This window comes from Sutcliffiella horikoshii (assembly GCF_020524325.1).
GTDB lineage: Bacteria > Bacillota > Bacilli > Bacillales > Bacillaceae_I > Sutcliffiella_A > Sutcliffiella_A horikoshii_D.
This window is the reverse complement of record NZ_JAIVKY010000010.1, coordinates 1-25,547: the sequence shown is the minus strand read 5'-3', so window position 1 is coordinate 25,547 and position 25,547 is coordinate 1. Positions and strand designations below refer to the sequence as shown.

Genomic DNA, 25,547 nt, shown 5'->3' with positions numbered 1-25,547 from the left:
TTTGCACTACCTGAAGTTTTGTTCTTCGGTTTGTGCTTGGAGTTTTGTTTTGTACCGCCATCTTTTTTCGTATGCTTTGTCATGAAAGGTCCCTCCTATATGGTTAGAGTATCTTTCAATAATAGATTTCCCTTTTACTTAAAAAAGTTTTCTGGGAATTTTTTATCGCACAAAGCTCTTTTTCCATTGTAAAAGAATCGCATTGATTTCCCCACCAATGATGATCATCAGGCCTGAAAGGTAAAACCACACAAGCAACACGATGATTCCTCCAAGACTTCCATACATCGCTGTATAGTTCCCGAAGTTGCTCACATAATAGGAAAACAACACAGACACGGACATCCAGCCGATCGTTGCAAAAAAAGAACCTGCAAGTACATCTTTCAAATGCAACCTGATGTTAGGTGCAGCCAAATACAAACAGGTAAAAACAAAAAACAAAATGACAAAACTTACTCCCCACCTAATGGTATTCCAAATGGTGATAAATTCTTCCGACAGACCGTAAGAAGAAAAAATAAACAAACCGATTTCCCTACCGAAAACAGGTAATAAAAGCGCCACAATAATGACAAATACCATCGCAAGGGTCAACAAGATTGCCGTGCCCCTAACAATAAAGAAATGCCTGTTCTCATTCACATCAAAAGCCCTATTGAATGCTCGGACAATCGCATTGATTCCATTTGAAGCAAACCAAATGGTCGCGATGATACCAAATGACAATAAATCACCGCGTTGTTCATTTAGTATTCGTACGACATTCGACTCAATAAGAAGCATCGTGTCTCCAGGAGCATATTGGTGAATAACTCCCAATACATCATCTTGTGTAATTGGAACATAGGCAATCAACGTAAGTAAAAAAATAAGAAACGGAAAAAGAGATAATAAGAAAAAGTACGCTAACTCTGCTGACATTCCCAATGCTTCATTCCGGTCCAGGCGATGAAACAGCTGTTTTCCAAAACGTAAAATTCCCATTCACTCTCCTCCAGAACGACTCATTTACTCTATTCTATTGTGAGCAAGTCCACCTTACGACAAGTTTTTATTTTTGCGCTCTGCTGAATCCAAATGCTTGGTTATGACCTCTTTTGTTTCAGAAATTATCTCAAGCATCTGCGGTGTCGTTTCTTTTAACTCATTCACTTTAGAACGGAGGTAATCAATATCATTAGTCACATCTTCCACTGTTGTTTTAACAGATTCAATTTGAAGCCGTACTGAATCAGCAATTTCTTGTGGATGCTGTATCGCATACTTTAATTTTCCACCAACACACTTACCATTATGTATGACAGTGGTTCTTGTATTTTTATCAAATAAAGAAATGGCCCCTCCAATAAGTGCCCCAATCAACATACCATCGACTAATTTATTTCTGTTCCCCATATTAACCTCTCTCCTATCCATTTAGTTTTTCTTTTTTTTCATCTTCCGTCATACTTACCCTTATTATAAACATAATTCGAAACTTTCACGACTCTTGTAATGGTTTAATACCCCAGTTTCCAGAAGAAGATACTGTTTTTTCTCTATTCATGATAAAATAAAGAAAAGCTTCTGTACGAAAGGACGGTTCAAATGAACTTAACAGAAAAATCAACTGAAAATGTAGAATATATGATCGAAGCAATTAAAGGAAAACTAAAAGTATTAAACCTTGGTGCCATCAAGCCCTCACACTTTGATGAAGAGATGTACGAAGAGCTAAAGGACATTTATGAACTTGTCATGAGAAAACCATCATTTAGCCCCAACGAAATGCAAGCAATCGCAGAAGAACTCGGCAACCTGCGTAAACAATAATACGACTTACAAAACACTTACTTCGGTAGGTGTTTTTTATTATATACTTTGTTAAACGCCGCTGTTGATTTCCACAAATGCCTTCGCTTTCCGCGGGGCGACCTTGAGCCTCCTCACTTCGTTGCGGGGTCTCAACATTGCCGCTACTCCCCCGCAGGAGTCTTCGGCATTTGTTCCAATCAACAGCTGAAAATCTCAAAAATTAACATTCAACCCTTTAACAATCATAGTACTAGCCCCTTCTCCATCTGCATATAAGTGTACAGAGGGGGGATAAGCATGGTTTTTCTTTACGCAGCAACCATAGGATTTGTCTTATTATTATTCTTACTGATGGGCATCTTTCTCTATAATGTCTCACAAGGACTTAACAAAAAAGACGCCATCGAAATCGATCCTCTGCCTCCAGAACCGACAGAAGAAAATGAATCCATAAACGCAAAATGAAACAGCCTCAAGAAGGTTGTTTCTTTTTTTATTTACTGTTCATAAGGTAAAATGAAATTACAATAGACATATAATGAGGTGGCTTACCGTGGATACCATTACCCACACACTTTTTGGGATGACCATTTATGGCGCAGTAGATAAACGCCAAGATTATAAAAAGACTAAGATTGCAATGTTTGTCTCAGCTGTCGGGGCAAGCCAAATCCCGGACAGTGATGTCATTTCCAGCCTCTGGGACACAGAAGGCATGTACCAAATGTGGCACAGAGGAATAACTCACTCGTTATTTATGGTTCCGATATGGGCTTTGCTCTTCTTTTTACTCAGTATTTGGTTTTTAAAAAGAAAAGATTGGCGCTTTTTCTGGGTTCCGCTTATTGCTGTATTCATACATAACACAGCAGACTTGTTTAATGCATGGGGAACCGGCTATCTAGAACCATTCTCCTCTATAAGAGTAACCTTTGGCACCATCCCAATTGTGGACTTTGTCATCTGGACAATTATTGCGATCGCTTTTTTCGCCAGAAAGCTTTGGAATAAAGAGAGACATCTCCTATATCGTTTGGTATGGATATTGATTATTGCCCATGTTGCCATACAAACAAGCCAAGGTTATATGTTATACAAGCAATACGAAGATAAATACGAGCAAGTAGCATTGTCTGCAAGTTTCCTACCTTGGCATTTTTCTGTGATAGGGAAAAACGAACATACAGTGGAAATCTTTGACGATGCACTTTTCACTAGTCCTACATTGCAATACACCTTAAAATCAGCAGAAGCAGCCGACTTGGACACATTATTTGCCCAAGTGCCAGAAGCAAAAACCTTATACGAGTGGTCTCCATTCGTCGTCATTGTCGATGACAAAGAAAGACTCGGCATCTACGACCCAAGATTCTACCGAAACGGCCAATCCTTTCTATTTGAATATATAGAAAAGCAATGATGCTGACTTATTAAGAAAATTAGTAAATGCAATGTATTAACAATTTCGCCTTGTTGGTTGGAGTGAAAGACGCGAGACTCCTGCGTTTTATGATGATTCGTAGCTGTTGATTGGAGAAAAAAGCGGAGACTCCTGAGGGAGATAGCGCTAGGTGGAGACCCCGCAGGCGTAGCCGAGGATGCTCCAGCAGGCCCCTAGGAAAGCGAAGCCTTTTTCGGAAATCAACAGCGGTGTCTAAACTACATCTAAATTTATAGACTTTTTCAGTGGCGTCAGGCTTTCCCAGGATGCTCACGTGAGCCCCCTAGGAAAGCGAAGCCATTTCCGGAAATCAACAGCGGTGTTTTAGCAACAAAAAAACTTTTCATTTTTTTTTAGTATTAATGTATATTATTCTACTAAACTGGGAATACTATCATTAAATACTAAAAAACAAACGAGGTGCTAGTAGATGATAGTTTCAAAGAGATACTTTTTAACGGACATGGAACGTGAAAGTGTAGAACAAACATTGACTAACAAAGGCCACCTGCGTGAAGAAGTTCTAGGAATGGATGACGAAGAAATTATTCACGTCTATCAGAAATACATGGTTCAAGAATTAATTACGAAATAAATAGAACTCCCCCCTTTGAAAACCGTGACTCATGTCCGGTTTTTTAGTTTGTCTAAAAAATATGGCATAAAACACAAAAGGCGACGAGTTACCAAACTTGATAACAGGTCGCCTATATATATTTAAGGGGGAGTATATATAGTTATTGTGGGCTTAAGCCTTTAATTAGATCTAACCTTGGTTTTACAACTTCTACCTTAATTCCTTTAGCTTTATACTTATCAACGATTTTTCTGACGTCGATCCCTTTTTTCGCTTTTTCTACAGTCTTTTGCATGTTTTCATCCCTCTATTCGTTAGATTATTGGACTTTCACACATACATAATTTATTTCATCTCATACTAGAACATCTGCTTAACTAGTTTCATTTCTGTTTCTTCCAATTTACCATCACGATAATAGGTAACTTTCATCATGTCACCGATATTCTTTTGGCTATAAAGGAATTTTCTTAAACCAAGTGCGTCCTTTATTTCTTGATCATCAAGTTTTACGATAACATCGTATTGTTTAAGACCAGCCTTATCTGCAGGGGAAGTTGGTTCTACTCCTGTCACGACAATTCCACTTTTCACTTCTTCAGGAAGCTTTAAAGTAGACCTTTGTGCTTCAAGAGGAACATCCGAAAGTGACGCTAAGCCGACTCCCATAAATGGTCTTTGTACTTCTTTATGTTTTTCAAGATCCTCAATGATAGGTTGAACAGCACGGATTGGAATGGCAAATCCTATACCTTCAACTCTTGATTGAGCTATTTTCATGGAGTTGATACCTATAACTTCACCACGAAGATTAACAAGTGCTCCACCACTGTTACCTGGGTTAATGGCAGCATCCGTTTGAATAACATCTGCTTCCCAGTCAGGTTGGCCATTTTGATCTATATCAACGGGTATAATCCGCTCTTTTCCACTTATGATTCCTTGAGTAACAGATCCAAAGAATTCAAGTCCTAATGGATTTCCAATAGCAATGACCGGTTCACCAAGTGTGATTGCATCAGAATCACCGAATTTTGCAACTTGTTTAATGTTTGCTTCGTCCACCGTTAGTACGGCTAAATCCGTTAAAGCGTCACTACCTACGACTTCAGCTTCTACTCTTGTTCCATCTACAAGACTTACTTCCACTTTAGAAGCTCCGTCAATAACATGAGCGTTAGTTACAATATAGGCTTTACCGTTCTCCTTCTTGTAAACAACACCCGAGCCGGTTCCTGCCTCCTGATCTCCTTGCGCACCACGTGGGTCGAATAGGGAATTTCCGCCTCTTTGTATATTAACTACCCCAACTACAGCTTCAGAAACGTTTTCTACCGCATTTGTTATATTTGTTTGTATTTTTTCGTATTCCACCTGGTCTGTTTGAACAACCGAGTTGGTTTCTACACTCATTGGTGCTGTTTCAGAAGCACCCGCTTCATTGTTATCCATGTAAAATCCCCAATCTAATAGGACTGGTAACATAGCTACAATTCCAAGCGCTCCGATAACTCCTCCAGTCACAGCTGCAAACACTACTTTTCCGAAGCTCTTTTCTTTCCTAGTTCTCTTTTGAGTTACATGCTCGTCATAATAACCCATATTTAATTCACCTCATCAATTTTTTATCTACTTCTATTTAACCCTATAAGGATGAAAGTAATCTTAAAGAAAAATGAGAATATGATGAGAATTTTTTTGTGTGCTACTCTTGTTGTGTTTCTTCTTCTAATACACCATTTAGCGTTACCGTAATTTCCGTCCATTCTCCTTCAATACTATCCGCTGTAATGGTGCCTCTGTAATTAGTTACCATTCTCTTAGCTATAGACAGACCGAGACCTTGACCACCTTTTTCTCTGCTCCGTGCCTTATCCACTCTATAAAATCGATCAAAGACTTTTTCTAAATCCTCTTTTGGAATACCAATGCCGTAATCTTTAATGGATAAAGCAAATTGATTCTGGATTTGTTCTGTAACGATTTCAACAGTAGTGGATCCGTTAGAATATTTCACGGCGTTATCAAGTAGGATGATAAGCACCTGTTCCAAATGTCTTTCTGCAATCGCCACTTTCATTTCACTATTCAAGGTGTTTTCATACTTAAATGTCAGAGAAGGATAGAGCAAAGTGAATTTCTTCACAACATCTTCCACAACATGGACAGGCTCAATGAAGTCCTCAGCTAATTCCAGCCGGTCGGATTCCAAGCGGGTGAGTTCCAGCAGTTCATAGACGAGCATTTTGAGCCTTTCTACTTCCTGTTCTGATGCCTTTAATGATTCTTCTAGTACCTCAGGATCATTTTTACCCCATCGGTTGAGCAGTTTAAGATGTCCCTCTAAAATGGATATTGGCGTTCTCAATTCATGGGAGGCATCCTCTACAAATTGTTTTTGTTTTTGGAAAGAAATCTCCACATCATCCATCATTTCATTAAAAACATTAGACAAATCTGCTATTTCATCCTTTTGATTTTTATCCTGAGGTACACGTTCCTTAAATCCGCGCATCTTAATTCGCTTCATCGTATCTGTGAGCGCTTGAATCGGTGCAAGGAGTTGTTTGGCAATAAGCATACCACCGACTCCACTCAATAGAATCGCTCCGGCACCGGCAGACCAGGTGACAAGGAAAATCAATCCTCGAAGCCGTTCATAATTCTTTAAGTCTCTTATTATTTCTATGTACCCAATAAATCCATTGGTAATCACAGGTTTTCGATGAATGAGATAATGTTTTCCATTTACTTTCACATGTTCCAGGTTTTTGCTTTCTACTGGAGTGATAAGTAATTCTCGTGGGAGATTTGTTGCAACGGCAACCAGCAGAGCTCCATCTTTATCAATGACACGGATAAGTTCATTGGTTTCATTTACTTTCTCGATAAAACCGCTGCTGTTTACTATTTCCGTCCTACCTACAAAAAAAGGTTGCTCTGAGAAATATGCCTGAATCTCTTTCATCTTTTCCTGTATATTGCGTTCTTCTTGTTCAATCATCCAAGTCCTCATCACATAATATTGAACAGAGTTGTATGCTACGAAAAGAACGAATAATACCAAGGAGGACCATATAGTTATTTTCCACCTGATTGGCAGTTGTTTTACATACCTTTGAAATTGATTCATTTTCTCATCACGTAACCTGTCCCTCTTACTGTTTGGATGTAGCTTTCTTCACTTGGTTTATCAATCTTATTGCGCAAATATCGGACATAAACATCGACAACATTTGTTTCCGCATAAGACCCAAGTTCCCATACCTTGTCTAGTAAAAGCTCTCTTGTCAGCACCCTGTTAATATTGGTCATGAAAATCACAAGCAGGTCAAATTCCCTCTTTGTCAGATCTATCTGTTCTTCCGCCCTCATGACGGTTCTTGCATCCAGGTCTACTTTTAGCTCCCTAAAGGACAGGATATTATTCTCCTCTTCCCTCTTCCCTTCCATGCGGCGAAAAAGTGCACGGATCCTTGCTAAAAGCTCCTCAATAGCAAACGGCTTGGACATATAATCATCCGCACCACTATCAAGACCTGATACTTTGTCCATCACACTATCCCTTGCAGTCAGCATAATGATAGGTGTTTCTTTAGCTGCACGGATTCTTCGGCAAACCTCCATCCCACTAAGTCCAGGGAGCATTAAATCTAACAAGATAATATCCCAATCTTCTTTTAGTGCAAGGTCAAGACCTTCTCTCCCATCATAGGATGCTGCCACTTCAAAACCTTCATATTGTAGCTCTAGCTCAATAAAGCGAGCAAGATTCTTCTCGTCTTCTATTATTAATACTTTGCACATGGTTGCACCTCCACCTTACGTGTGGGTTCTAGATTTATTTTAGACGAGTTGCCTTATTTTAAGTCTCTCTTTAATACTACCTAAATATTGGTGCTCGTGGGATGAGAATTTGATGAGAATTGAAAGTGTAATGTTCGTGTAACTTCTATGTAAAGTTAGATATTTTGTTACGATGGATATATCGGTTTTACAGTTGATATATCACTTTTGCAATGGTTATATCAGTTTTACAATGGATATACTGGTTTTGCAATGGATATATCACTTTTACAATGGATATACCTGCCATCTGAATGAATATACTAAAAAATGCCCACATAAAAAGGACAGATCCACATCTATTCTGGGGGATCCGTCCTTTTTCCTTAAGTTTAATCGAACCTTTTCAAGATTTGGTTCTGATAGTCTTTGAAAACCGCTGAATTGGCGTCTTTTTTCTTCTTTTGGACTAGTTGCTGTAATCGTAGCTGTTTCTCTGTTAGCCTTTGGTTCAACCTGGCTTCTTCCATGTCACTGTGCACTCCATCGATAAGGTCTTCTAAATACTCAATCTCTGTTCGAACCTGCTGTTCTTCCATCATCCCCGCGTTCTTCATCATTTTGTATGCCATTCTCATCTCAGGAGGGACATTTGATAAATCTTCGAGTTCGAGTCGTTTACCGTAACCAGGCAGGTTTTCAAACTCTCCATCTTCATAAGCTTTTCTAATTTTTTCATCTGTTAGTCGAAAAAAGTCCACCGCACTCACCCTTTTCCTATTCATTACTACCAGTTTACCCCATTTCTCCTAAAAAAAGCGCGTGTTTTTTCTGAACATTCTTACAAATATACTTTTTAATTTTCTATTGTCGGATGAATGATTGCGAGTTATAATACTTGTTTGTGGGTCCTGTGCGGCCGGGTGGGAGAGGGAAACTGAATAAGGTGTTTTACTATGCTTCAATGGATGAAGAATTCATTTGATCTGGCTGGTCATGAGACGACTTTAAAGCGTGAATTGATGGCCGGAATGATTTCATTCTTTACCATTGTGTACATTATTGCTGTTAATGCAACGATTCTTGCAGAAGCAGGTATTCCAATTGAAGCCGGAATCATCGCCACCATCCTCACATGTGTTGTAGGTTGTTGGCTGATGGGATTTTGGGCGAATGCGCCGATCATCCTTGTTCCTGGTATGGGGATCAACGCAATGTTCACCTATACGTTGGTTCATTCTATGGGATTAACCTGGCAAGAAGCATTGGGCGTCGTAGTGGTTTCTGGTGTGATTGTAACAATCATTTCGTTTACAAAACTTGCACAAGTGCTACTCGAGGCGATTCCAAGCTCTTTAAAGCATGCGATTACGGTTGGGTTAGGGTTATTCTTGACCTTGATTGGTTTGGAAAAAGGCGGACTTATTGTAAAAGGCGAAAACTCTTTATTATCACTTGGAGATGTTTCTAGTCCTTATGTGATTGCCACGATCCTGACGGTGATTTTAGCCGTAACATTGTTTATGCGAAATGTCCCAGCAAACTTTTTAATTAGTATTGTTGCTGGTACGGTTATCGCAGCTGCTTTGGGAGTGGTAAACTTCTCTGATGTTGGTGGAAGTGCTTTACCGTTGGATAGCTATCTTTCCTTATTTGGTGCCGTTTCATTTACAAAGATTGGAGAGTTCACGTTCTTAGTGGCTGTCTTCTCTTTAACGATGGTTCTCTTGTTTGAGAACATCGGGCTTATCAACGGACACCTGGGAATGATCAATCGCCCTGAAAAGTTCAAACGTTCCTTCCAGGCAAACGGAATCTCCATTTTAACAAGTGGGCTTTTCGGTACCAGCCCTACCGTTTCAACAGTGGAAACGGCAGCAGGTATTGCTGCTGGCGGAAGAACCGGTGTAACAGCAATAACGACAGGAAGCCTATTCTTGCTTTCCATGTTTGCGATTCCTTTCATTAAAATAATTCCTGGCAGTGCGATTTCACCAATCTTAATTATCATTGGTGTACTGATGCTTCAATCTGTGAAGCAAATCGACTTCCAAGACCTATCAGAAGGATTCCCTGCTTTTCTAGTAATTGTAATGATTCCATTCTCTTACTCTATCGCAGACGGCATCGCATTCGGCTTCATTGCCTACCCGCTAATGAAGCTCTTACTAGGCAAAGCAAAAGAAGTCTCCGCTCCACTATACGTGATCGCGGCACTCTTCTTCCTGACGTTCTTAACAAATGTGCATTAATGATTTTGAATGATATCAACTTTAATTGATATATAGTTAGAAAAAAATCCTTGAGGGGGTCAGACCCCTCAAGGATTTTTTCAGTTCGCGTCGAATAATAAATGGTTATACATAATTGCCTCTATCTTACTTACCCTTCACCTTACAAATGCTTCAGGTCTGTCAGAGAAAGCGTCGACTAGCCATCTTGGGTGCATAGGCAAGAGGTCATGTGGCAGTTTGTTTGGCGCAAAGAACTCGAGCTCAATGAGGGCAGGGTCCTTTTTAGTGGTAGTCCCTCCTGTTATCTCCGCTTCAAAATACGATGTCACAAACTGGACTAATCGCCCATCCGGGTATTCAAAAGTTTGTGATTCTGGGTCAGAGTAAACGCCAATCAGGCGGTATGGATCGACGACCAGTCCTGTATCTTGATAAACCTCTCGTACAGCTGCTTCCTCCACCGTCTCACCTGGTTCCACATGTCCGGCTGGAATCGTCCACAATCCAACATCCGCTCGCTTTTGTAATAAGATTCTTTTTTGCTCATCAAAGATGATCACTGCCACGGCAGGATACATACTAATCTGTTTTTGTTTATTCATCATAGGAATACTCCTAACACTGCTTTTTTACCTAGTCTAACGCGGTCGCACGCCACTTTCAACGGAAAGCCCGAGCCATAGCCAAAAATAGGTCTTTCCTCCAGATAATTTATTCCATAATGTTCTTATTTGTGGTCAGAAGCTACCAATCTTACACTCTACCCCCATAAAAAAACCAGCGTCTTTTAAACACGCTGGTTCATTCCATTCATTGTGCGAATCTCTTCTTTGGTCACTTCTGTACCCAATTCATAGATGGCTACAAGTATTTTATCAAGTATTAATTGTTGTTTATCCCGATGCTCTTGAGTGCTTTTTTCATTTAGCGGGCTTTTGAACGCATCTGGACTATATTCTGTCGTATGCAACTCCTCAAAAAGTCTTTCAATTTCATGAATTTCTTCCTGTGTTGCAAGCACTTCATAATATTTAACCTGATCGTCAAAAGGTTCCCGGTGAATCTGACCTGTTTCCATTGTTACATAATAAGTAAACTTATCCAATGTGATTCCCTCCTTTCTCACACCAATACCTTACGCACTTTTGGTGCTGCTGGTGGATGAACTTTTTCTTTCTTTATAATAACGAAATCCTTCTTTCACCAATATCGGCAACACCGCAACAAATACTCTTTTAAATAGTTTACTCATTTTATCGCCTCCTTGTTTTATAGTCATTTTATACCCGCACTCCTCACTCATAAAACAAATTCATTTTTTAATAGAGCACATTCAAGAGCATATTATTAGTTTTAATTCAAAGTAATGTGGTATATATTTGTTATACAGGTGGTGAACATCACTTGTACATAAATTATACAAAAGGGAGAGATTTGATTGAAAAAGTTACGTTTATTAATTGCAGGTATCGCAAGTATTTTGGCATTCTCAGTATTAGGAAGCTTTGCAAGTGCAAATGACCACGCAATGGTCCGCATCATCCACGCTTCACCTGATGCTCCAGCAGTTGATGTTTATGTAAATGGCGAAGCAACAGTTGAAAATGCAGAATTTAAAGCAGCTACTGATTACATGAACTTACCAGCTGGTACGCACAAAGTGGAAATCTATGCAGCTGGAACAATGGGTGAAGCAGATCCTGTCATCGCTACCGACTTAACGATCGAAGCTGGAATGTCTTATACAGTTGCAGCAATTAATACAGTGGAAAACCTTGAACTATCTGTTACTACTGATGACAACATGGTTGCGGAAGGTCAATCTAAAATTCGTGTAGGTCACTTCTCACCTGACGCACCTGCAGTAAATGTTGGCTTAATTGGCGGAGATGACGTATTCTCTGGAGCAGAATTCAAAGCAGTAACAGATTACATGACACTTGATGCTGGAACATATGATTTGGAAGTTCGCACAGCTGATGGTGGAGAGCAAGTATTAGACTTGTCTGGTACAATGCTTGAGGAAAACAAAGTTTACTCTGTATATGCAATCAACACAGTAGACAATATCGAAGTATTAGTATTAGAAGATAACACGATGATGCCAAGCGAAATGCCTCAAACAGGTATGGGTGGTGCTTCACAATCTAACGGTATCAACTCTTGGGCTTTAATTGCTGGTCTTCTAGTAGTTGGAGCAGCGGCTGTTGGAGTGCGTCGCTTTGCGGCACAAAAATAATAAGAAACTATTAGGTCTGTTGGGAGGCTTACTAATCTTCTCCACAGCATGTTCACCTATTACAATGAATGAAGCTGATACAAATCTTCCTCCGGAGACTGTCAATGCTCCGGAGGAAGAAATAGCTTCACAAGTAGATGAGAATAACACCAAATCTGATGAGGAAAATCAAGCTGATTCTAACAAATCAGAAATGACTCCTCCTCCAAAGGGCATCATTCCTACGAGGCTCACAATTCCTGCTATAAACGTGGATGCAAGTGTGAAACCTTATGGATTGGATGAATCAGGTGCCATGGCTGTTCCCGAGGACGGAGAAACTGTCGCATGGTTTGAACCGGGAACAAAACCTGGCGCAAAAGGAAATGCAGTATTGGCGGCACATGTTGACGACTATACTGGTCCTGCCATTTTCTTCTACTTAAAAGACTTGGAGATTGGTGATGAGGTTATTGTGGAGGATGGTGACCAAACCTTGACCTTTGTTGTCACAGGGAAGGAAGCTTATCCATACGATCAAGCTCCAATACGTACGATATTTGGACCGACAAATAATCAACAACTGAATTTGATTACCTGTACCGGTCTTTATGATCGCAAAACAAACAATCATCAAGAACGGCTTGTGATTTATACAGAATTAAAAGAAACCTGAAGCCTCTCAATAAAAGAGAGAACTTCAGGTTTCTTAGTAGGTTTTAATGGAGAAAGTAATCTTGCCCTCTTCTGTTTCATGATAGGGAATACCTGAAGCATCGAACGAAGATAGGAGCACTTCTTTTTCTTCCTTTTCAAGTTTTTCAAGCTCGGACAACTTTTTTTCCATGTCCTCCTCACCCAGCCGTATATCCTGCTGATAGTGATAGAAAAACATAAATCTAGCAGAAATTAGCCCCGCTGCTGCTTCTTGATGCTCTTTCCACTTCGATGGGAAAGGCAACTTGCCCGCTGTATCCATAAGGGTACGAAATTCCTGTTCATCTTTTTTAGTAAACATTGTAGCTGTCCCATTCTTAAGAGAGTCTTCTACAGAATCGGAATATTGCTTACTTTTTGTCAAAAATTGATTCATTTCATTAACATAAGTGGCTACTTCTTCCTGACTCTTTACTTTCCATCCATCATAAAAGCTTAGAAAAGTAATGATCGCAACAATTAAGGCCAACGCCGCTAAGAAGAAAGTAACCGTTCTAGGATTAACATCCCAAAAGCCCTCTTCTTCTAATTCTTCTATTTCCTTATGCTCATTATGAAAAATCATAGGCAGTATATCCCCGTTTTTTTCTAGAATATAACATAACTATCCAGTAAAATCCACGAGTTTCTAATAGTATTATAAAGTATGAACATCTTACCTTCCGTTTAAATATATTACCATATTATTCTAGTACATTCACCCCCACAAAACGACATTCTTCGTAGAAAGTATATAAGAGACCTAAACTAACTAACTAAAAAGATTGGGTGAATGGATTATGTTTTCAACAACTGAAATTGGGATCGACTTAGGTACAGCGAATACGCTGGTTTATAGTAAAAGTAAAGGGATTGTGTTCAATGAACCGTCCGTTGTAGCAATTGATTTAGAAACTAAGGCCGTGCTTGCTGTTGGTACAGAAGCGAAAAACATGATTGGTAAGACTCCAGGAAGAATCGTGGCAGTTCGACCATTGAAGGATGGCGTTATCGCAGATTTCGACATCACGACAAGCATGCTAAAGCAAATCATGAAAAAAGCTGGCAAAGCAATGGGCTTCTCCATTCGTAAGCCTAGTGTAGTTGTATGTACACCATCTGGCTCTACGTCGGTTGAGCGTCGTGCTATTCAAGACGCGGTAAAAAACTGTGGTGCAAAACACGTTCATTTGATTGAAGAGCCTGTAGCGGCTGCAATCGGTGCAGATCTACCAGTAGACGAGCCTGTGGCTAACGTGGTAGTGGACATCGGTGGCGGTACAACAGAGGTTGCCATCATCTCTTACGGTGGCGTAGTTTCTTGTAACTCAATCCGTGTAGGTGGAGACCAATTTGATGACGATATCGTGCATCATGTACGCAAAAACTACAACCTGTTGATTGGTGAGCGTACTGCTGAGCAAATCAAAATGACAATTGGTTATGCATTAGTGGACCACGAAGAAATCACGATGGAAATCCGCGGTCGTGACCTTGTAACAGGTCTACCAAAAACGATCGAATTGCACTCTACTGAAATTCAAAAAGCGATCAAAGAATCTTTATTGCACATCCTTGAAGCAATCCGTGCAACGCTTGAAGATTGCCCTCCGGAACTAAGTGGGGACATCGTAGACAGAGGGGTTATCATCACTGGTGGTGGCGCTCTGTTGAACGGGATGCAAGAATGGTTGAGCAATGAAATTGTTGTTCCTGTATATGTGGCACCAAACCCATTGGAGTCTGTTGCGATCGGTACAGGAAAATCATTGACTGTTATTCATAAGCTGCAAAAGGCTGCTACTTGATTAAAAAATAAACACAAAAAACCGAGCTCCTATCTCAGGGGCTCGGTTTTTGTTTGTTATATAAAGTTGTTTGTTTGGATAACCAACGCTGTTCCTTTCCGCAAATGGCTTCGCTTTCCGCGGGACGGTGCTTGAGGCTCCTCGCTGCGCTGTGGGGTCTCAAGCTACCGTTACTCCCCCGCTGGAGGCTCCGCCATTTGCTCCAATCCACAGCTGGAAATTACATGAACGAGATGTTAGTGCTTTTTCAGTTAACTCCGTTAGATGATTTTTCACAAACCCTAAAGCAAATGATATAACCTAGTTGATTGTAGTGGAAGGCGCGTAGACGCCCGCGGGAGGAAGGGACAGGTGAGACCCCGCAACGAAGTGAGGAGGCTCACGGACCGCCCGCAGGCAAGCGAAGCGCCTGGAACGGAAATCAACCGTAATATAATATTTCCTAATCTAAATAAAAAGCCCCTCCCCATCCGCGGGAAGAGACCAAATTCAATACAATTTATCCTGGTAAAAATAGTTCGGCAACACGATTTTGTTCTCATATGACTTATGAAAGATATGCGTTGCAGCAGGCGACACAGGCGGAATCAACCATGCCCACTCCCCTGTTACATGCCGGCAACTTTCCGCTTCCCGCTCCTCAAAAAGTTTGAACTGCGTCGCAGCAGTATGATGATCAACAATGCTGACTCCACGTTCCTTAAAGGAGTGAACCACCGCTAAATTCAACTCTATCAGCGCTTTGTCCTTCCACATCGTCGCATTCGTACTCGTATCAAAGTTCATAAGTGATGCAACTTTCGGGAGCATATTATACCGATCAGCATCCGCAAAATTCCTCGCACCAATCTCTGTTTCCATATACCAGCCGTTAAATGGGGCAGCAGTGTAATGGATACCACCAATCTCTAATCGCATATCGGAAATCAATGGCGTGCCATACCATTTCAACCCTAAATCAACAAACGCAGGTATGGTAGGATGAACAATCGGCACTTCAAGCACTATGTTCTCTGGTATATCAAATAGTTTTGGCTCCGCTCCATCAACCTGCACTATTAAAGGCAATATATCAAAATGGGTTTTTGTACCTTCCCATCCTAATTCCTGACACTTTCTCGTGAAGTCGATGGATGCCGGATCCCCAATAACTCCGTAATCGGTCTCATAACCAGCGTACCGCAAAAGTTGATGGTTCCAGATTCGCATCTGCTTCCCTTCTTCTTTTTGTTGACGGAAAACAGTGATAGTTGGCTTTATTTTGCCATGGTTCGTTGCAAATTCAATGTGATGTAATAATGATTCTGCAATATCCTTTTCGTCTTCTAAGTGACGACGGTCTATCACATGTAACGAATTCCAAAATAGTCTGCCTATGCAACGGTTGCTGTTGCGCCATGCCATTTTCGAGCCATGTGCCAATTCTTCGTATGTATGCTCATAATAACCATATAGGTCTATTTCATCTTTTATCATCTGCAGCCTGACAGTCATTTCGTCCTCGGACTTCCCCAATTCCTGATAACACTGCAGGATAAATTCCTCTGCTTTTTTTAAAAGAACTTCCTTTTTTTCTAACAATATGTCCACCTCAAATGAATTTCCCTCTTCTTATTGTAAGCTTTTTGGCACTGGAAAAGAAACTTTTTAGGTGTTGGTAATAAATAGGGACAGGTCCCTCACCCTTATTTGGGTCGAGGGACCTGTCCCAGTTAATCATTTCGTCACTAATTGTTTAAAGTTCTGCCCTAATATCTCTTTCATATTATGGACAGTAATAAATGCTTGTTCGTCCGTTGCTCCAATGAACTTTTTCAATTTAGAGAAGTCTTTTTTGTTCAAGATGGTGGTGATTACCTCTTTTTCGTCAGAAGTAAAGGCACCTTTTGCATAGTGTATAGTTGCTCCACGTCCTAACTGTCCAACAATATAGGAGCGGATTTGATCACTTTCACTGCTGATAATCACGACTTCACGCATTTCGTTCACCTGTTGAAGCACATAATCAATAACCAATCCATTTAAAATAACGCCGAATACCGCATACATCCCAACTTCGGGTCCGAACACCAGAATGGAAGATAAAGCGATAAAGATATCTGCCAATAATACTCCACGGCCCATATCCACAGAAAAATATTTATTTAAAATTAACGCAATAATATCGGTTCCCCCTGTGGATGCCCGCTGATTAAACACAAGCGCCATTCCCAGTGCCGCAATACATTGGCCGATAATCAATTGAATCAAGATGTCCTCACTGATTGGCCCACTGATTGGAAACAGAGCCTCTAAAAGCCATACCATTACAGATAGCATGACACTCGCATAAATCGTTTTTGCCCCAAATCCGAATCCAAGTAGTAAAAAGCCCACAATAAATAAGACTAAATTCACGATCAACATTAAGACACCGATCGATAACATCGGAAATACGTCGTTCAAGATGATGGAAAGTCCACTGACTCCCCCTGTCGCCAAGCTATTTGGTGATAGAAAAAAATGTACATGTATCGCAACAAAAAGAGGACCTACGTGCAAGAATAAAAGTGTTTTCAAGTGTTTGTTCATACCGGTCAGCCTCCCTCTTGATTTTAACAGTCTAGTTGGGATTATAAAGACCTAGGACAGGCATGTAAACACATAAGCAAGAAGTTGCACAATTGAAAGCGGATTAATTCTTTTCACGTGAAACAAACGTTTGTTTAAAAATATCTTCATGCTTAAATACAAGCCACTAATAAACTGACATCTCATGTAATTAGTGATTTCTAGCTGTGGATGGGAGCAAAAGGCGAAGACTCCTCGAAAATGCTACGCATTTTCTTCGTGCGATGTATTGCTGCCGGAGCCTTCCTTGTCCTGAGGGAGATAGCGGTAGCTTGAGACCCCGCAGCGAATGCGATGAGGCTCAAGCACCGCCCCTAGGAAAGCGAAGCCATTTGCGGAAATCAACAGAGGTGTCTAAACAACACATTACATCAGAGACTTTTATTGTGGCTTCATTAAACTGAAGGTGATTCTATCCGTTTTAACCATAGCGTTACATGTATTTTGTTACAGACGGTAAAATAATGCATCAATGTCAGCAAAACCATCCCGGTATTCATGCCAAGGATTACCCCATTCATCTGCAAGTTGGGAAGCGAACCGAGTAGAAACATTAACAGAAAAGAAATACAGGTTGACCAAATGGAATGTAAAAAAGCATCCTTAATTAACCCCAATCCAATTAAATAAGCTTGCAATGGCGAGACAAACAAGTGGAAAAGAAAGAATGGCCACAACAGCTGAACATATGACGCAGCATGAGAATTTTCAAAAAAGACATTCGTCAGCGGAATCGCAAAGTGGTAAAACACCATCACAATAGGAATGCCATAAATAAACGTGATAATCATCACTTGCTTTAGCAGCTTCTGCATTTTTTGATAATCATGATTCGCATGGGCTTCGGAAACCGTCGGAATAAGGACAATTAACAATGAGTGTGCGATAAATCCAGGGAAAAAGCCAATGGTTAATGCCACCCCGGCAAGGAGTCCGAACTCCTCCAGTGCAATCGTATGAGTGAGCCCTGCTTTTACAAGCGCAATTTTAATTAGGAACGGTTGAATGGCATTTGTCACGGCATGAAAAAGACGCATACCCGTTGTAGGAATGGATACTTCAAGTAAGCTCTTTCTCACTGTTCTGCCATCGATCCGGGCGGCAGCCTTTGTTTTTAGCTCGATATACTGAAGCCTGTACATATAGAGAAGATACAAACAGACAATCAGCTCTGTTGCCACCAATGTGCAAAGAGCGATCAGAATGGAAACTTCCAATGAAAAATGAAAGAAGTGATAAACAAGGACAAGCAGGCTTAGTTGCACAATCTTCCTTAAAAAATTCGAGATGGCAATCTTGCCCATATGCTGAAGTCCCATAAAATATCCTCTCGCTATAGAGGAGAAGGAAATTACCGGAATCAGAATAAGAATCAACCATTTAACAAGCGGGTGGTAATGCTCGAAAACAGGAACAAACGGTAGGATGACCGCTGCTACGCACAGCACCATCATAGTAAATACAATAGTCAGCCGCATGGCATGATGAAGCATGCTTTGATGATACTTCTCTTCTTTGGCGGCGACAAATTTGGATATAGATATTGGCAGCTCTAAACTAGAGATGACGATTACCAGAAAAATGACTGGCAGAACAGACATATAAAGCCCCATACCCTCTTCCCCAAGATTCTTGGCCAGTACCATATTGACGATAAATTCTATGCTCTCTCCCAGAAAGGCGGCAATTGCCAGAAGGAGTGTCCCTTTAAAAAATTTATTCATAACCAAAATTGTCCCCTCTCTACCTCTCACTCTTAGAAAATCCATTTCCTATTTTATGAGACAAGTTGTGAAAATATGGCTGGAATGTTGTGAGTCCTTCTACTTATTCTGCTTCACTTGCATATTGGGATGGTTATGTAAGTTCGCCAAAAGGAATAGTAATAGTAGAGAGAAGAAAGGAGTGTTTCTAATGTGGAGACTTTTATTGAATATCGCTGCATTTATTTTGGTCATAGTTGTAAATTATCTTGCCAATGCCTTACCGATTAACGGGCTTACAACAGGGGATATCGCAAATCGAATTAATGTACTTATTCAACCTGCGGGCTATGTATTTTCCATCTGGAGTTTGATTTATCTAATGCTTGGCATTTGGATTATTCGCCAGTTCCCGATATCACGCAGAGATCTGCCGATTTATGTGAACACGAGCGGCCTTTTTGTCTTAAGCTGCTTGTTAAACAGTGCATGGGTGGTACTGTGGCATTACGGATTCTGGGTGACAACAGTAGTGGTGATGATTAGCTTGTTACTGACACTTATCGCACTCTATACGAAAATGCGTGCATCTAACCCTGGCAAGCTTGATTTAGCAACCTTCTCTATTTATTTAGGATGGATCAGTGTCGCCACCATTGTAAACATTAGTTATGTATTGGTTGAAAAGGGCTGGAATGGATTTGGCTTATCAGATGTGACATGGACGATCATCATGCTTGTTGTGGCAACCCTTTTAGCTATATGGTTTCGGATTTCTCAAGCTGACTGGATATATCCGCTTGTCTTCGTCTGGGCCTTCATTGGAATTGGCGTGAAAAACATGGAAGATTACAGCAATGTCGCATATGTTGCGTATGCCTTGGCTGCTGTGATCTTGGTGATGACGTTGCTTGGAGGAAAAATAAAGAAGTCAAATTAGGTACTAGATTTAAAAAAGAACCTTTGGATGTTGCACAAAGGTTCTTTTTATGGTCATATACTCTCTTTCGGTCCTTTCCGCTTCCGATATATCTCCTTCGCCCGCAAGTATACACCGTAATCTGCCCCAAACCTTTCCTCGATCCAATAGCGCATTTGCTCATCGGTCAACTCTTCCTCAACATGCGTTTGGTCTTTAAATCTTCTTATTGCATTTTCGCGCAATTGATAAGGAACCCCGTCAATATAACCAAACATCCTCAGGCTATGAAAAGAAAAGCCCTCTTCCCAATTATGCGAATCAAGTAAAGGACCCATCATTTCCTCAAATGTAACAGGCTTCATACCCAATGACTTCGTAGGTCCCGGTGTACGCTCCACCAAAGCCTCATCCCCGTTTACCTGATAACGGAAAATCTCCATATCTGTACACACTTCAAACGAGCTATGCAATGGAAACGCCTTAAAAAACGGGGCACAATACCCAACATCCACATAATAGGGCTGATCTAACTCCACCTGTAAACAAAGATGGCCAGGCGTCATATACAAGTAATCAACTTTAAAACCTAGCTCTTTCAACAAATAATGAAAGCCAATCGCCAAAGTCCAGCAGGTTCCACCTGTTCCAGTATTTATCACTCTGTCCACATACTCCTCAATACTTGGCAAATAAAGATCCTTCATCTTCCTCTCTTCAAAATCAAGGAATTTTGTCCAAGTTTCCCATCTTACCTTAGACTGATGGGCAGCAATCAGTTCATTTAAAAATGCAAGATCCGCCTCTTTCTCATCTACTCCCAAGTAATGCAGAAATCTATCTTTTACACTCATATTCCTACCTCCTATGTAAAAAAACTACTAGATTGTCCAAGCAATTCTCTATTATCTTTCATCTACTAATATAGCAATAGATGAAAGTAGGTGACATGAATGTCCCTCCAAAAGGCAAAACGAATTATAAAAACCGGCAAGGAATTCCTTGGAACACCATACGTTTTTGGTGCAGAATCCGGACGGACAGACAGGTTTGATTGCAGTTCATTTGTTCAATATGTATATGGTGCGCATGGCATTATTTTGCCAAGAACTTCCCGGCAGCAGTATCTTATCGGTAAACCTGTCCTACTGTCATCTGTAAGACGCGGAGATCTTGTATTCTTCACCACCCCTAAGCGTACTAATCATAAAGAAATTCACAAAATTGGTCATGTTGCAATTTTCATAGGGAATAATTCCATCTTACACACATCCCGGATAGAAAAGAAAGTATCAATCGCCTCCCTTGATCCCTATTGGCGAAAAAAACTGATAGGGGTAAGACGTGTAGTTGGATGAGACTACACAGTTGATTGGAGTGGTAGGCGCGCAGACGCCCGCGGGAGGAAGAGACAGGTGAGACCCCTGAAGCGTTGTGAGGAGGCTCACGGACCGCCCGCAGGAAAGCGAAGCGCCTGGAACGGAAATTAACCGAGTTATATACTTTCTAACTCTAGCAAAAAAGCCAAAGCAAAAATCGCTTGGCCTTTTTTTCATTCTATTCCATACTCTCCCGCTTCTCAGAGAGTATTTTCATTTGATCATTCTCAAGCCCCAGTTCAAAGGTAACCTTGAATTTTTTATAGGATACTCCTTTTTCCGAACGCTCCTGCGCAGTAATGACCGTGATAACTTCTACGTTATTCCCATTCTGCTTCGTAAGCAAATCATCTACCTCAATTGTTAAGAAATCGAGATATCCTGCACGAAAATCCTCATAAGTCGTTTTAGATTGCCAGCTGCTCCCGAGCAACGAATAGGCCGTCACGTAATCGCGATAATTGATGCTTTCGTAAAAATAATTGACGAGGTATTCTGCAATATCGGCATTCGTTGATGTTTCACCTGCACTGTTTCCGGTTGTGTTAGCCCCAATCCTTGGCAGTGACTCCATGGGAGACGCCGACCAGCTTTCTATCATCGGCATGACATTGACTAAAGGTATACTGAAGCCAATCACTCCTTGATCCATAGTTGCGGAATTGATTCCCACCACTTCCCCAGTTTTTGTATCAATAAGCGGACCGCCACTGTTACCAGGTGCAATTGGTGCGGAAATTTGGAACACATCTTCATACTTGAAAGAATCGATTTCAAACTCACGTCCTACACCACTAATGATCCCTGTTGTGACTGTATTTTGAAGACCTAAAGGGCTCCCCAAAGCAATTACATCATCACCGAGCTCTGCTTTTCTAGTTTTTGCTAGCTTGAAAGGTTTGGTACCTTCCAATTCAGAAACTCGCACGACAGCAATATCCGTATCAATACTGATGCCGATCACTTCTCCTGTTAGTTCTTTAGAATCTGCGGAAGTTACTTTGACATCTTTCGCATTCGCTACAACATGGGCATTGGTAATAACATCGCCTTTATCGTTGTAAAGAAAACCAGATCCAAACGATCCGTCCGGTAATTCAATTTTTACCACAAGTTTTTGAGATTCAAATATTATTTCTTTTAAAGCTTGGGGGACATTTTCCTTTTCTACTACTTCAGACTCCAAATACAATTTAGATGGAGCGGTCAGTTGAGCAGGGATCGTATTTTTTATATGAAAATAACCAAGGATTCCCCCACCAATTAAAATGATCGTCATGATGATACTTATGAACCATCTTACATTCATTGCTACACCTTCTTAATGTTTGGCCGTTTCGAGTGCTTTTCTACTCTTCCACAACCCAAGTAATGTTTTCTATCTCCACTGTCACATCTTCAAATACACCATAATAATAGTCTTCAAACTTCCCTTTTTTACCTGGCTCCAATTTGAACGGATAAACGGTGGTAAAACCGGTATCTAATACCGTCTTATCTTTACTTAAAATATTATAGTAGACGGTAATGGAGGATACGGTTGCCGACACAATATTCTTTACTTCACCAGTGACGGTCATGCCTCCGACTTCATCCTCTTCTGCCTTAAAGTCGACGATTTCCAAGGCTGCGTTCTTATTTTTCAAATCTTCTTTGGCCGCCGCTTCCATGGCCTTTTCTATTCTTTCAAACTCCGCCTGTTCAAATTCTTGACGGGATTGCTCGATTTTTTCTTTTAGAGACAGGAGTCGCTTGTCGTTCACAGCATATTGAAGCCCTCTGTCTGTTATCGTCATCGCATTGGTAAACTGCTTTTGCTCCATTTTATCTTCTGCATCCTCCACCGTAAGCTGCACGATGCGATTTAAGATTTGCTCCTTTACCGCTTTCCCCTCTTCTGAAGGAATGGAAGAAATGACGGCAAGCTTTCTTGAGAGTTCATCTACCGTTTTTAGCTGGTCTAACTCATTATTTATTTTTCCAACCTTAATCATGACATCCTTTTCAGACACATCTTCTTTTAATGGTTGGATCAAAGGTCCATCTAACCTCGTGATTTTCTCACGAAGCCTTGTAAGATTTTTTTCGGCATCTTCAAACTTTTTCGTTTTGATCTGCTCTCTTACTTCCTCTAACTCCCCGTTAACCTCTTCTGCAATTTTCACCACTTCAAGATTGTTTCTTAACACATGATAAGAAGGTCTCAGTTCCATGGCACCGGCCAACTCTGCCTTTGCCATGTCATATTCCCCTTGCAGGGCCAAATCTTCTGCTTCTTTTTTTATCGCCAGCACTTCTGCATTGACACTTTGTTCATGATTGTAATACCACCCAATGGTTCCAGCTATCAGCACTAAACTAATAATGGGAGGTAAAAATGGAATGTATGTATAACGCTTTTTCTTATGTTTTCCTCTACCTTCCAACCATTCCTCTTCTATATTCTCCACATCTTCCTTCAAATTCGCTCCACAATTAAAGCAGAAATTCGCATCAGATGTCACTTTCCTACCACATTTGTGACAAAACATTCTATATAAGCCTCCATCACTTTATGTAATTAACCTCATTATTGTTATTAGACCATTTTACAATAGATTGCTAGATAAGTGTCAAATGAGGGCGGTATTTCTGGAGAAAAAAGGTAGAAACTTTTTCCTTTTTTGTATTTTCATCAAGGATTTCCTCACTTTTTAGCGAATTATTGAAGAGCAGATAGTTAAGGAGGGGCGTTAATGAGTGTACAAACAGATGTGGCAAAAGCATTTATAGACAATCCATATGAGATGTTCAAACAAGCACAAGCTACGAATCCTATCCAATGGGTTTCATTCTTCAATGTGGAAGGATGGTTAATTACCGGATACAAGGAAGTAGAGTCCGTGTTAAAAGACTCCAGATTTATTAAAGAAATTAGAAACCTAGTGCCTGAGGAGAATATGCCTCCTATTCCACAGACATTAGTGCCAGTGGTTATGCTAAATCGCAATATGATGCTTTTCCGAGACGCACCAAACCATACCAGGCTACGCGGGCTTGTGAATAAAGCGTTCACTCCGCGGATGACCGAGCGCTTGCGTCCGACTATTGTGGAAATGGCGAACTATCTTTTGGATGCAAGAAAAGGGAAAGCGGAGCATGAACTGATTCGTGACTTTGCTTATTCCCTGCCCGTCATGGTCATAACAGAATTGATCGGCGTGCCAAAAGAAGATCGAGACCGATTCCGCGTCTGGTCGGATTCATTCGTAACATTCATTGATTTTAATACGACCCAAGCAGATTTAGAGGCGGTTGCTCCTTCCTTAGAGGAAGCGGACCAATATATGCGTAAGCTCATTGCGGCAAAACGTGTGAACCCCGGTGAGGATTTATTGAGCGGACTTATAGCCGTTTCCGACTCTGGAGACAAGTTAAATGAAGATGAGCTTGTGGCGACTTGCCTATTGCTATTAATCGCTGGCCATGAAACAACAGTAAATCTGATTACAAACGGCTACCACCTGTTGCTTAAGCACCGTAATGAAATGAAAAAGCTCTTAGATGATCCTTCCTTGATTGGAAATGCGGTTGAAGAAATACTTCGTTACGATCCGCCCGTTTTGCTTACCTCAAGATGGGTAGGAGAAGATATGGAGCTTAGCGGACAACAACTAAAGAAGGCCCAAACTGCAATTATCGCTCTCGCTGCAGCCAACCGTGATCCTAACATTCATGAGTCGCCTGATGTTTTTAATGTTTCTAGGGAAAATGTGAAGCATCTTTCCTTCGCATCCGGACCTCATTTTTGCTTAGGAGCACCCCTTGCAAGACTTGAAGCCGTCATTGCATTGGAGGTACTTCTTAAACGAGTACATGATGTAGAAATACTTGAAGAGCCTGTTAGACGTAATAATATTGTGTTTCGAGGGTTTGAGGCGTTGAAGTTTAGTGGGGTTGTGGAATAGGTTTTTTGATAGGATGTCGGCAGTCGCATCGTGTGGCTGCCGATTTTTAGTTTTGGATAGGACGTTCGGTTTTGTTGGGAATGAATGCGGGAAGATTCCAAATGTCCGAAGATTTTCAGAAGTTGACCGAAGTTTTTGGAAAGTTGACCAAAGATTTCGGATTGTTGACCGAAGTTTTTCTAAATTTGACCGAACCTCTAAAACAAATGACCAAGCCCATAGTAAAAGTTGACCGAACTACCTCGGTAAATTGTCCGAACCCCTTTTTTTCCATCGGTAAATTGTCCGAAGAGAGCAGGTAAATGTCCGAACCAGGGTGTGTCAAATAAACTGTGTAAGTTTTCTTAATCGAGGTACTTAACAGCTCTTCCCTTAAGATTATCATTGATTAATAATTGGTTCATCACTTGTGGCCAATTTTGGACGAAGCCC

At 40.8% G+C, this 25,547-nt stretch carries 27 protein-coding genes; 11 read left to right on the top strand and 16 right to left on the bottom strand.

Annotation, left to right across the window (positions count from 1 at the left end; all coding sequences use genetic code 11):
- Positions 1-162: 162 nt before the first annotated feature.
- Entirely contained in the window at positions 163-987 is an 825-nt protein-coding gene (locus LC091_RS16490; protein WP_223492312.1) for a YihY/virulence factor BrkB family protein, read from the bottom strand.
- Between the two features lie 54 nt (positions 988-1,041).
- Positions 1,042-1,398 (bottom strand): YtxH domain-containing protein, encoded by a 357-nt coding sequence (locus tag LC091_RS16485; protein WP_226683125.1) that lies wholly within the window; start codon positions 1,396-1,398, stop codon positions 1,042-1,044.
- A gap of 192 nt (positions 1,399-1,590) precedes the next feature.
- Between LC091_RS16485 and LC091_RS16480 the strand changes: the two genes are divergently transcribed.
- The 4 genes from LC091_RS16480 (at position 1,591) to LC091_RS16465 (ending at position 3,833) form a co-directional block, all read left to right on the top strand.
- Positions 1,591-1,815 (top strand): DUF1128 domain-containing protein, encoded by a 225-nt coding sequence (locus LC091_RS16480; RefSeq protein ID WP_010191662.1) that lies wholly within the window; start codon positions 1,591-1,593, stop codon positions 1,813-1,815.
- Positions 1,816-2,094: 279 nt separating this feature from the next.
- Positions 2,095-2,262 (top strand): hypothetical protein, encoded by a 168-nt coding sequence (locus LC091_RS16475; RefSeq protein WP_168865934.1) that lies wholly within the window; start codon positions 2,095-2,097, stop codon positions 2,260-2,262.
- An 88-nt stretch (positions 2,263-2,350) separates the two neighbouring features.
- Positions 2,351-3,217, top strand: coding sequence for a metal-dependent hydrolase (locus tag LC091_RS16470; RefSeq protein ID WP_226683124.1), 867 nt, complete (start codon positions 2,351-2,353; stop codon positions 3,215-3,217).
- Between the two features lie 451 nt (positions 3,218-3,668).
- Positions 3,669-3,833 (top strand): hypothetical protein, encoded by a 165-nt coding sequence (locus LC091_RS16465; protein ID WP_226683123.1) that lies wholly within the window; start codon positions 3,669-3,671, stop codon positions 3,831-3,833.
- Between the two features lie 142 nt (positions 3,834-3,975).
- On the opposite strand, the gene LC091_RS20440 is transcribed toward LC091_RS16465, so the two are convergent.
- The 5 genes from LC091_RS20440 to LC091_RS16445 form a co-directional block, all read right to left on the bottom strand.
- Positions 3,976-4,110: a hypothetical protein gene (locus LC091_RS20440; protein ID WP_010191666.1), complete on the bottom strand. Its 135-nt coding sequence runs from the start codon at positions 4,108-4,110 to the stop codon at positions 3,976-3,978.
- A gap of 65 nt (positions 4,111-4,175) precedes the next feature.
- Complete coding sequence (locus LC091_RS16460; protein WP_226683122.1) at positions 4,176-5,417, bottom strand: S1C family serine protease; 1,242 nt, start codon at positions 5,415-5,417, stop codon at positions 4,176-4,178.
- Positions 5,418-5,520: 103 nt separating this feature from the next.
- Positions 5,521-6,948: a HAMP domain-containing sensor histidine kinase gene (locus tag LC091_RS16455; protein ID WP_226683121.1), complete on the bottom strand. Its 1,428-nt coding sequence runs from the start codon at positions 6,946-6,948 to the stop codon at positions 5,521-5,523.
- On the bottom strand, positions 6,945-7,622 hold the full coding sequence (locus tag LC091_RS16450) for a response regulator transcription factor (RefSeq protein ID WP_226683120.1): 678 nt from the start codon (positions 7,620-7,622) through the stop codon (positions 6,945-6,947). Before LC091_RS16450 ends, LC091_RS16455 begins: the two co-directional genes overlap by 4 nt.
- A 371-nt stretch (positions 7,623-7,993) precedes the next feature.
- On the bottom strand, positions 7,994-8,386 hold the full coding sequence (locus LC091_RS16445; protein WP_226683119.1) for a DnaJ family domain-containing protein: 393 nt from the start codon (positions 8,384-8,386) through the stop codon (positions 7,994-7,996).
- Between the two features lie 171 nt (positions 8,387-8,557).
- On the opposite strand from LC091_RS16445, the gene LC091_RS16440 reads away from it, so the two are divergent.
- Positions 8,558-9,853: an NCS2 family permease gene (locus LC091_RS16440; protein WP_226683118.1), complete on the top strand. Its 1,296-nt coding sequence runs from the start codon at positions 8,558-8,560 to the stop codon at positions 9,851-9,853.
- Positions 9,854-9,990: 137 nt separating this feature from the next.
- On the opposite strand, the gene LC091_RS16435 is transcribed toward LC091_RS16440, so the two are convergent.
- Positions 9,991-10,440: an NUDIX domain-containing protein gene (locus LC091_RS16435; protein ID WP_223492304.1), complete on the bottom strand. Its 450-nt coding sequence runs from the start codon at positions 10,438-10,440 to the stop codon at positions 9,991-9,993.
- 182 nt (positions 10,441-10,622) lie between these two features.
- On the bottom strand, positions 10,623-10,940 hold the full coding sequence (locus LC091_RS16430) for a hypothetical protein (protein WP_169290613.1): 318 nt from the start codon (positions 10,938-10,940) through the stop codon (positions 10,623-10,625).
- A 333-nt stretch (positions 10,941-11,273) separates the two neighbouring features.
- Between LC091_RS16430 and LC091_RS16425 the strand changes: the two genes are divergently transcribed.
- Positions 11,274-12,074 (top strand): DUF4397 domain-containing protein, encoded by an 801-nt coding sequence (locus LC091_RS16425; protein WP_226683117.1) that lies wholly within the window; start codon positions 11,274-11,276, stop codon positions 12,072-12,074.
- Positions 12,058-12,729 carry a class F sortase gene (locus tag LC091_RS16420; protein WP_226683116.1) on the top strand — a complete coding sequence of 224 codons (672 nt, stop codon included), beginning with the start codon at positions 12,058-12,060 and terminating at the stop codon, positions 12,727-12,729. Before LC091_RS16425 ends, LC091_RS16420 begins: the two co-directional genes overlap by 17 nt.
- 33 nt (positions 12,730-12,762) lie before the next feature.
- Here the strand turns inward: LC091_RS16420 and LC091_RS16415 are convergent, their stop codons facing one another.
- Entirely contained in the window at positions 12,763-13,335 is a 573-nt protein-coding gene (locus tag LC091_RS16415) for a hypothetical protein (RefSeq protein WP_226683115.1), read from the bottom strand.
- A 214-nt stretch (positions 13,336-13,549) separates the two neighbouring features.
- Here LC091_RS16415 and mreBH point away from each other — a divergent pair, with 214 nt between their 5' ends.
- Entirely contained in the window at positions 13,550-14,557 is a 1,008-nt protein-coding gene (mreBH, locus tag LC091_RS16410; protein WP_060664306.1) for a rod-share determining protein MreBH, read from the top strand.
- A 489-nt stretch (positions 14,558-15,046) separates the two neighbouring features.
- Here mreBH and LC091_RS16405 read toward each other — a convergent pair whose 3' ends face one another.
- From LC091_RS16405 to LC091_RS16395, 3 genes are all read right to left on the bottom strand, one after another.
- Positions 15,047-16,138: a nitric oxide synthase oxygenase gene (locus LC091_RS16405; protein ID WP_226683114.1), complete on the bottom strand. Its 1,092-nt coding sequence runs from the start codon at positions 16,136-16,138 to the stop codon at positions 15,047-15,049.
- A gap of 135 nt (positions 16,139-16,273) precedes the next feature.
- The gene (locus tag LC091_RS16400; protein WP_226683113.1) at positions 16,274-17,128 is read right to left on the bottom strand and encodes a YitT family protein; all 855 of its coding nucleotides are present in this window, start codon (positions 17,126-17,128) and stop codon (positions 16,274-16,276) included.
- A gap of 434 nt (positions 17,129-17,562) precedes the next feature.
- A complete protein-coding gene (locus tag LC091_RS16395; RefSeq protein ID WP_226683112.1) occupies positions 17,563-18,891 on the bottom strand; it encodes a polysaccharide biosynthesis protein in 1,329 nt (442 codons plus the stop codon).
- A gap of 190 nt (positions 18,892-19,081) precedes the next feature.
- On the opposite strand from LC091_RS16395, the gene LC091_RS16390 reads away from it, so the two are divergent.
- The gene (locus LC091_RS16390) at positions 19,082-19,810 is read left to right on the top strand and encodes a TspO/MBR family protein (protein ID WP_226683111.1); all 729 of its coding nucleotides are present in this window, start codon (positions 19,082-19,084) and stop codon (positions 19,808-19,810) included.
- Between the two features lie 53 nt (positions 19,811-19,863).
- Here the strand turns inward: LC091_RS16390 and LC091_RS16385 are convergent, their stop codons facing one another.
- Entirely contained in the window at positions 19,864-20,643 is a 780-nt protein-coding gene (locus LC091_RS16385; protein WP_226683110.1) for an arylamine N-acetyltransferase, read from the bottom strand.
- A 99-nt stretch (positions 20,644-20,742) separates the two neighbouring features.
- Here LC091_RS16385 and LC091_RS16380 point away from each other — a divergent pair, with 99 nt between their 5' ends.
- A complete protein-coding gene (locus tag LC091_RS16380; RefSeq protein ID WP_226683109.1) occupies positions 20,743-21,147 on the top strand; it encodes a C40 family peptidase in 405 nt (134 codons plus the stop codon).
- A 199-nt stretch (positions 21,148-21,346) separates the two neighbouring features.
- Here LC091_RS16380 and LC091_RS16375 read toward each other — a convergent pair whose 3' ends face one another.
- Complete coding sequence (locus LC091_RS16375) at positions 21,347-22,477, bottom strand: S1C family serine protease (RefSeq protein WP_226683108.1); 1,131 nt, start codon at positions 22,475-22,477, stop codon at positions 21,347-21,349.
- Between the two features lie 40 nt (positions 22,478-22,517).
- Positions 22,518-23,699, bottom strand: coding sequence for an FxLYD domain-containing protein (locus tag LC091_RS16370; RefSeq protein ID WP_226683107.1), 1,182 nt, complete (start codon positions 23,697-23,699; stop codon positions 22,518-22,520).
- A gap of 204 nt (positions 23,700-23,903) precedes the next feature.
- On the opposite strand from LC091_RS16370, the gene LC091_RS16365 reads away from it, so the two are divergent.
- On the top strand, positions 23,904-25,115 hold the full coding sequence (locus LC091_RS16365) for a cytochrome P450 (protein WP_226683106.1): 1,212 nt from the start codon (positions 23,904-23,906) through the stop codon (positions 25,113-25,115).
- Positions 25,116-25,547: the final 432 nt, after the last annotated feature.

What these genes read in the sequence shown, in the direction of transcription:
- LC091_RS16490 (WP_223492312.1), bottom strand. Translation starts at nt 987, where the DNA reads ATGGGAATTTTACGTTTTGGAAAACAGCTGTTTCATCGCCTGGACCGG.
- LC091_RS16485 (WP_226683125.1), bottom strand. Translation starts at nt 1,398, where the DNA reads ATGGGGAACAGAAATAAATTAGTCGATGGTATGTTGATTGGGGCACTT.
- LC091_RS16480 (WP_010191662.1), top strand. Translation starts at nt 1,591, where the DNA reads ATGAACTTAACAGAAAAATCAACTGAAAATGTAGAATATATGATCGAA.
- LC091_RS16475 (WP_168865934.1), top strand. Translation starts at nt 2,095, where the DNA reads ATGGTTTTTCTTTACGCAGCAACCATAGGATTTGTCTTATTATTATTC.
- LC091_RS16465 (WP_226683123.1), top strand. Translation starts at nt 3,669, where the DNA reads ATGATAGTTTCAAAGAGATACTTTTTAACGGACATGGAACGTGAAAGT.
- LC091_RS20440 (WP_010191666.1), bottom strand. Translation starts at nt 4,110, where the DNA reads ATGCAAAAGACTGTAGAAAAAGCGAAAAAAGGGATCGACGTCAGAAAA.
- LC091_RS16460 (WP_226683122.1), bottom strand. Translation starts at nt 5,417, where the DNA reads ATGGGTTATTATGACGAGCATGTAACTCAAAAGAGAACTAGGAAAGAA.
- LC091_RS16455 (WP_226683121.1), bottom strand. Translation starts at nt 6,948, where the DNA reads ATGAATCAATTTCAAAGGTATGTAAAACAACTGCCAATCAGGTGGAAA.
- LC091_RS16450 (WP_226683120.1), bottom strand. Translation starts at nt 7,622, where the DNA reads ATGTGCAAAGTATTAATAATAGAAGACGAGAAGAATCTTGCTCGCTTT.
- LC091_RS16445 (WP_226683119.1), bottom strand. Translation starts at nt 8,386, where the DNA reads ATGAATAGGAAAAGGGTGAGTGCGGTGGACTTTTTTCGACTAACAGAT.
- LC091_RS16440 (WP_226683118.1), top strand. Translation starts at nt 8,558, where the DNA reads ATGCTTCAATGGATGAAGAATTCATTTGATCTGGCTGGTCATGAGACG.
- LC091_RS16435 (WP_223492304.1), bottom strand. Translation starts at nt 10,440, where the DNA reads ATGATGAATAAACAAAAACAGATTAGTATGTATCCTGCCGTGGCAGTG.
- LC091_RS16415 (WP_226683115.1), bottom strand. Translation starts at nt 13,335, where the DNA reads ATGATTTTTCATAATGAGCATAAGGAAATAGAAGAATTAGAAGAAGAG.
- mreBH (WP_060664306.1), top strand. Translation starts at nt 13,550, where the DNA reads ATGTTTTCAACAACTGAAATTGGGATCGACTTAGGTACAGCGAATACG.
- LC091_RS16400 (WP_226683113.1), bottom strand. Translation starts at nt 17,128, where the DNA reads ATGAACAAACACTTGAAAACACTTTTATTCTTGCACGTAGGTCCTCTT.
- LC091_RS16395 (WP_226683112.1), bottom strand. Translation starts at nt 18,891, where the DNA reads ATGAATAAATTTTTTAAAGGGACACTCCTTCTGGCAATTGCCGCCTTT.
- LC091_RS16390 (WP_226683111.1), top strand. Translation starts at nt 19,082, where the DNA reads ATGTGGAGACTTTTATTGAATATCGCTGCATTTATTTTGGTCATAGTT.
- LC091_RS16385 (WP_226683110.1), bottom strand. Translation starts at nt 20,643, where the DNA reads ATGAGTGTAAAAGATAGATTTCTGCATTACTTGGGAGTAGATGAGAAA.
- LC091_RS16380 (WP_226683109.1), top strand. Translation starts at nt 20,743, where the DNA reads ATGTCCCTCCAAAAGGCAAAACGAATTATAAAAACCGGCAAGGAATTC.
- LC091_RS16375 (WP_226683108.1), bottom strand. Translation starts at nt 22,477, where the DNA reads ATGAATGTAAGATGGTTCATAAGTATCATCATGACGATCATTTTAATT.
- LC091_RS16370 (WP_226683107.1), bottom strand. Translation starts at nt 23,699, where the DNA reads ATGTTTTGTCACAAATGTGGTAGGAAAGTGACATCTGATGCGAATTTC.
- LC091_RS16365 (WP_226683106.1), top strand. Translation starts at nt 23,904, where the DNA reads ATGAGTGTACAAACAGATGTGGCAAAAGCATTTATAGACAATCCATAT.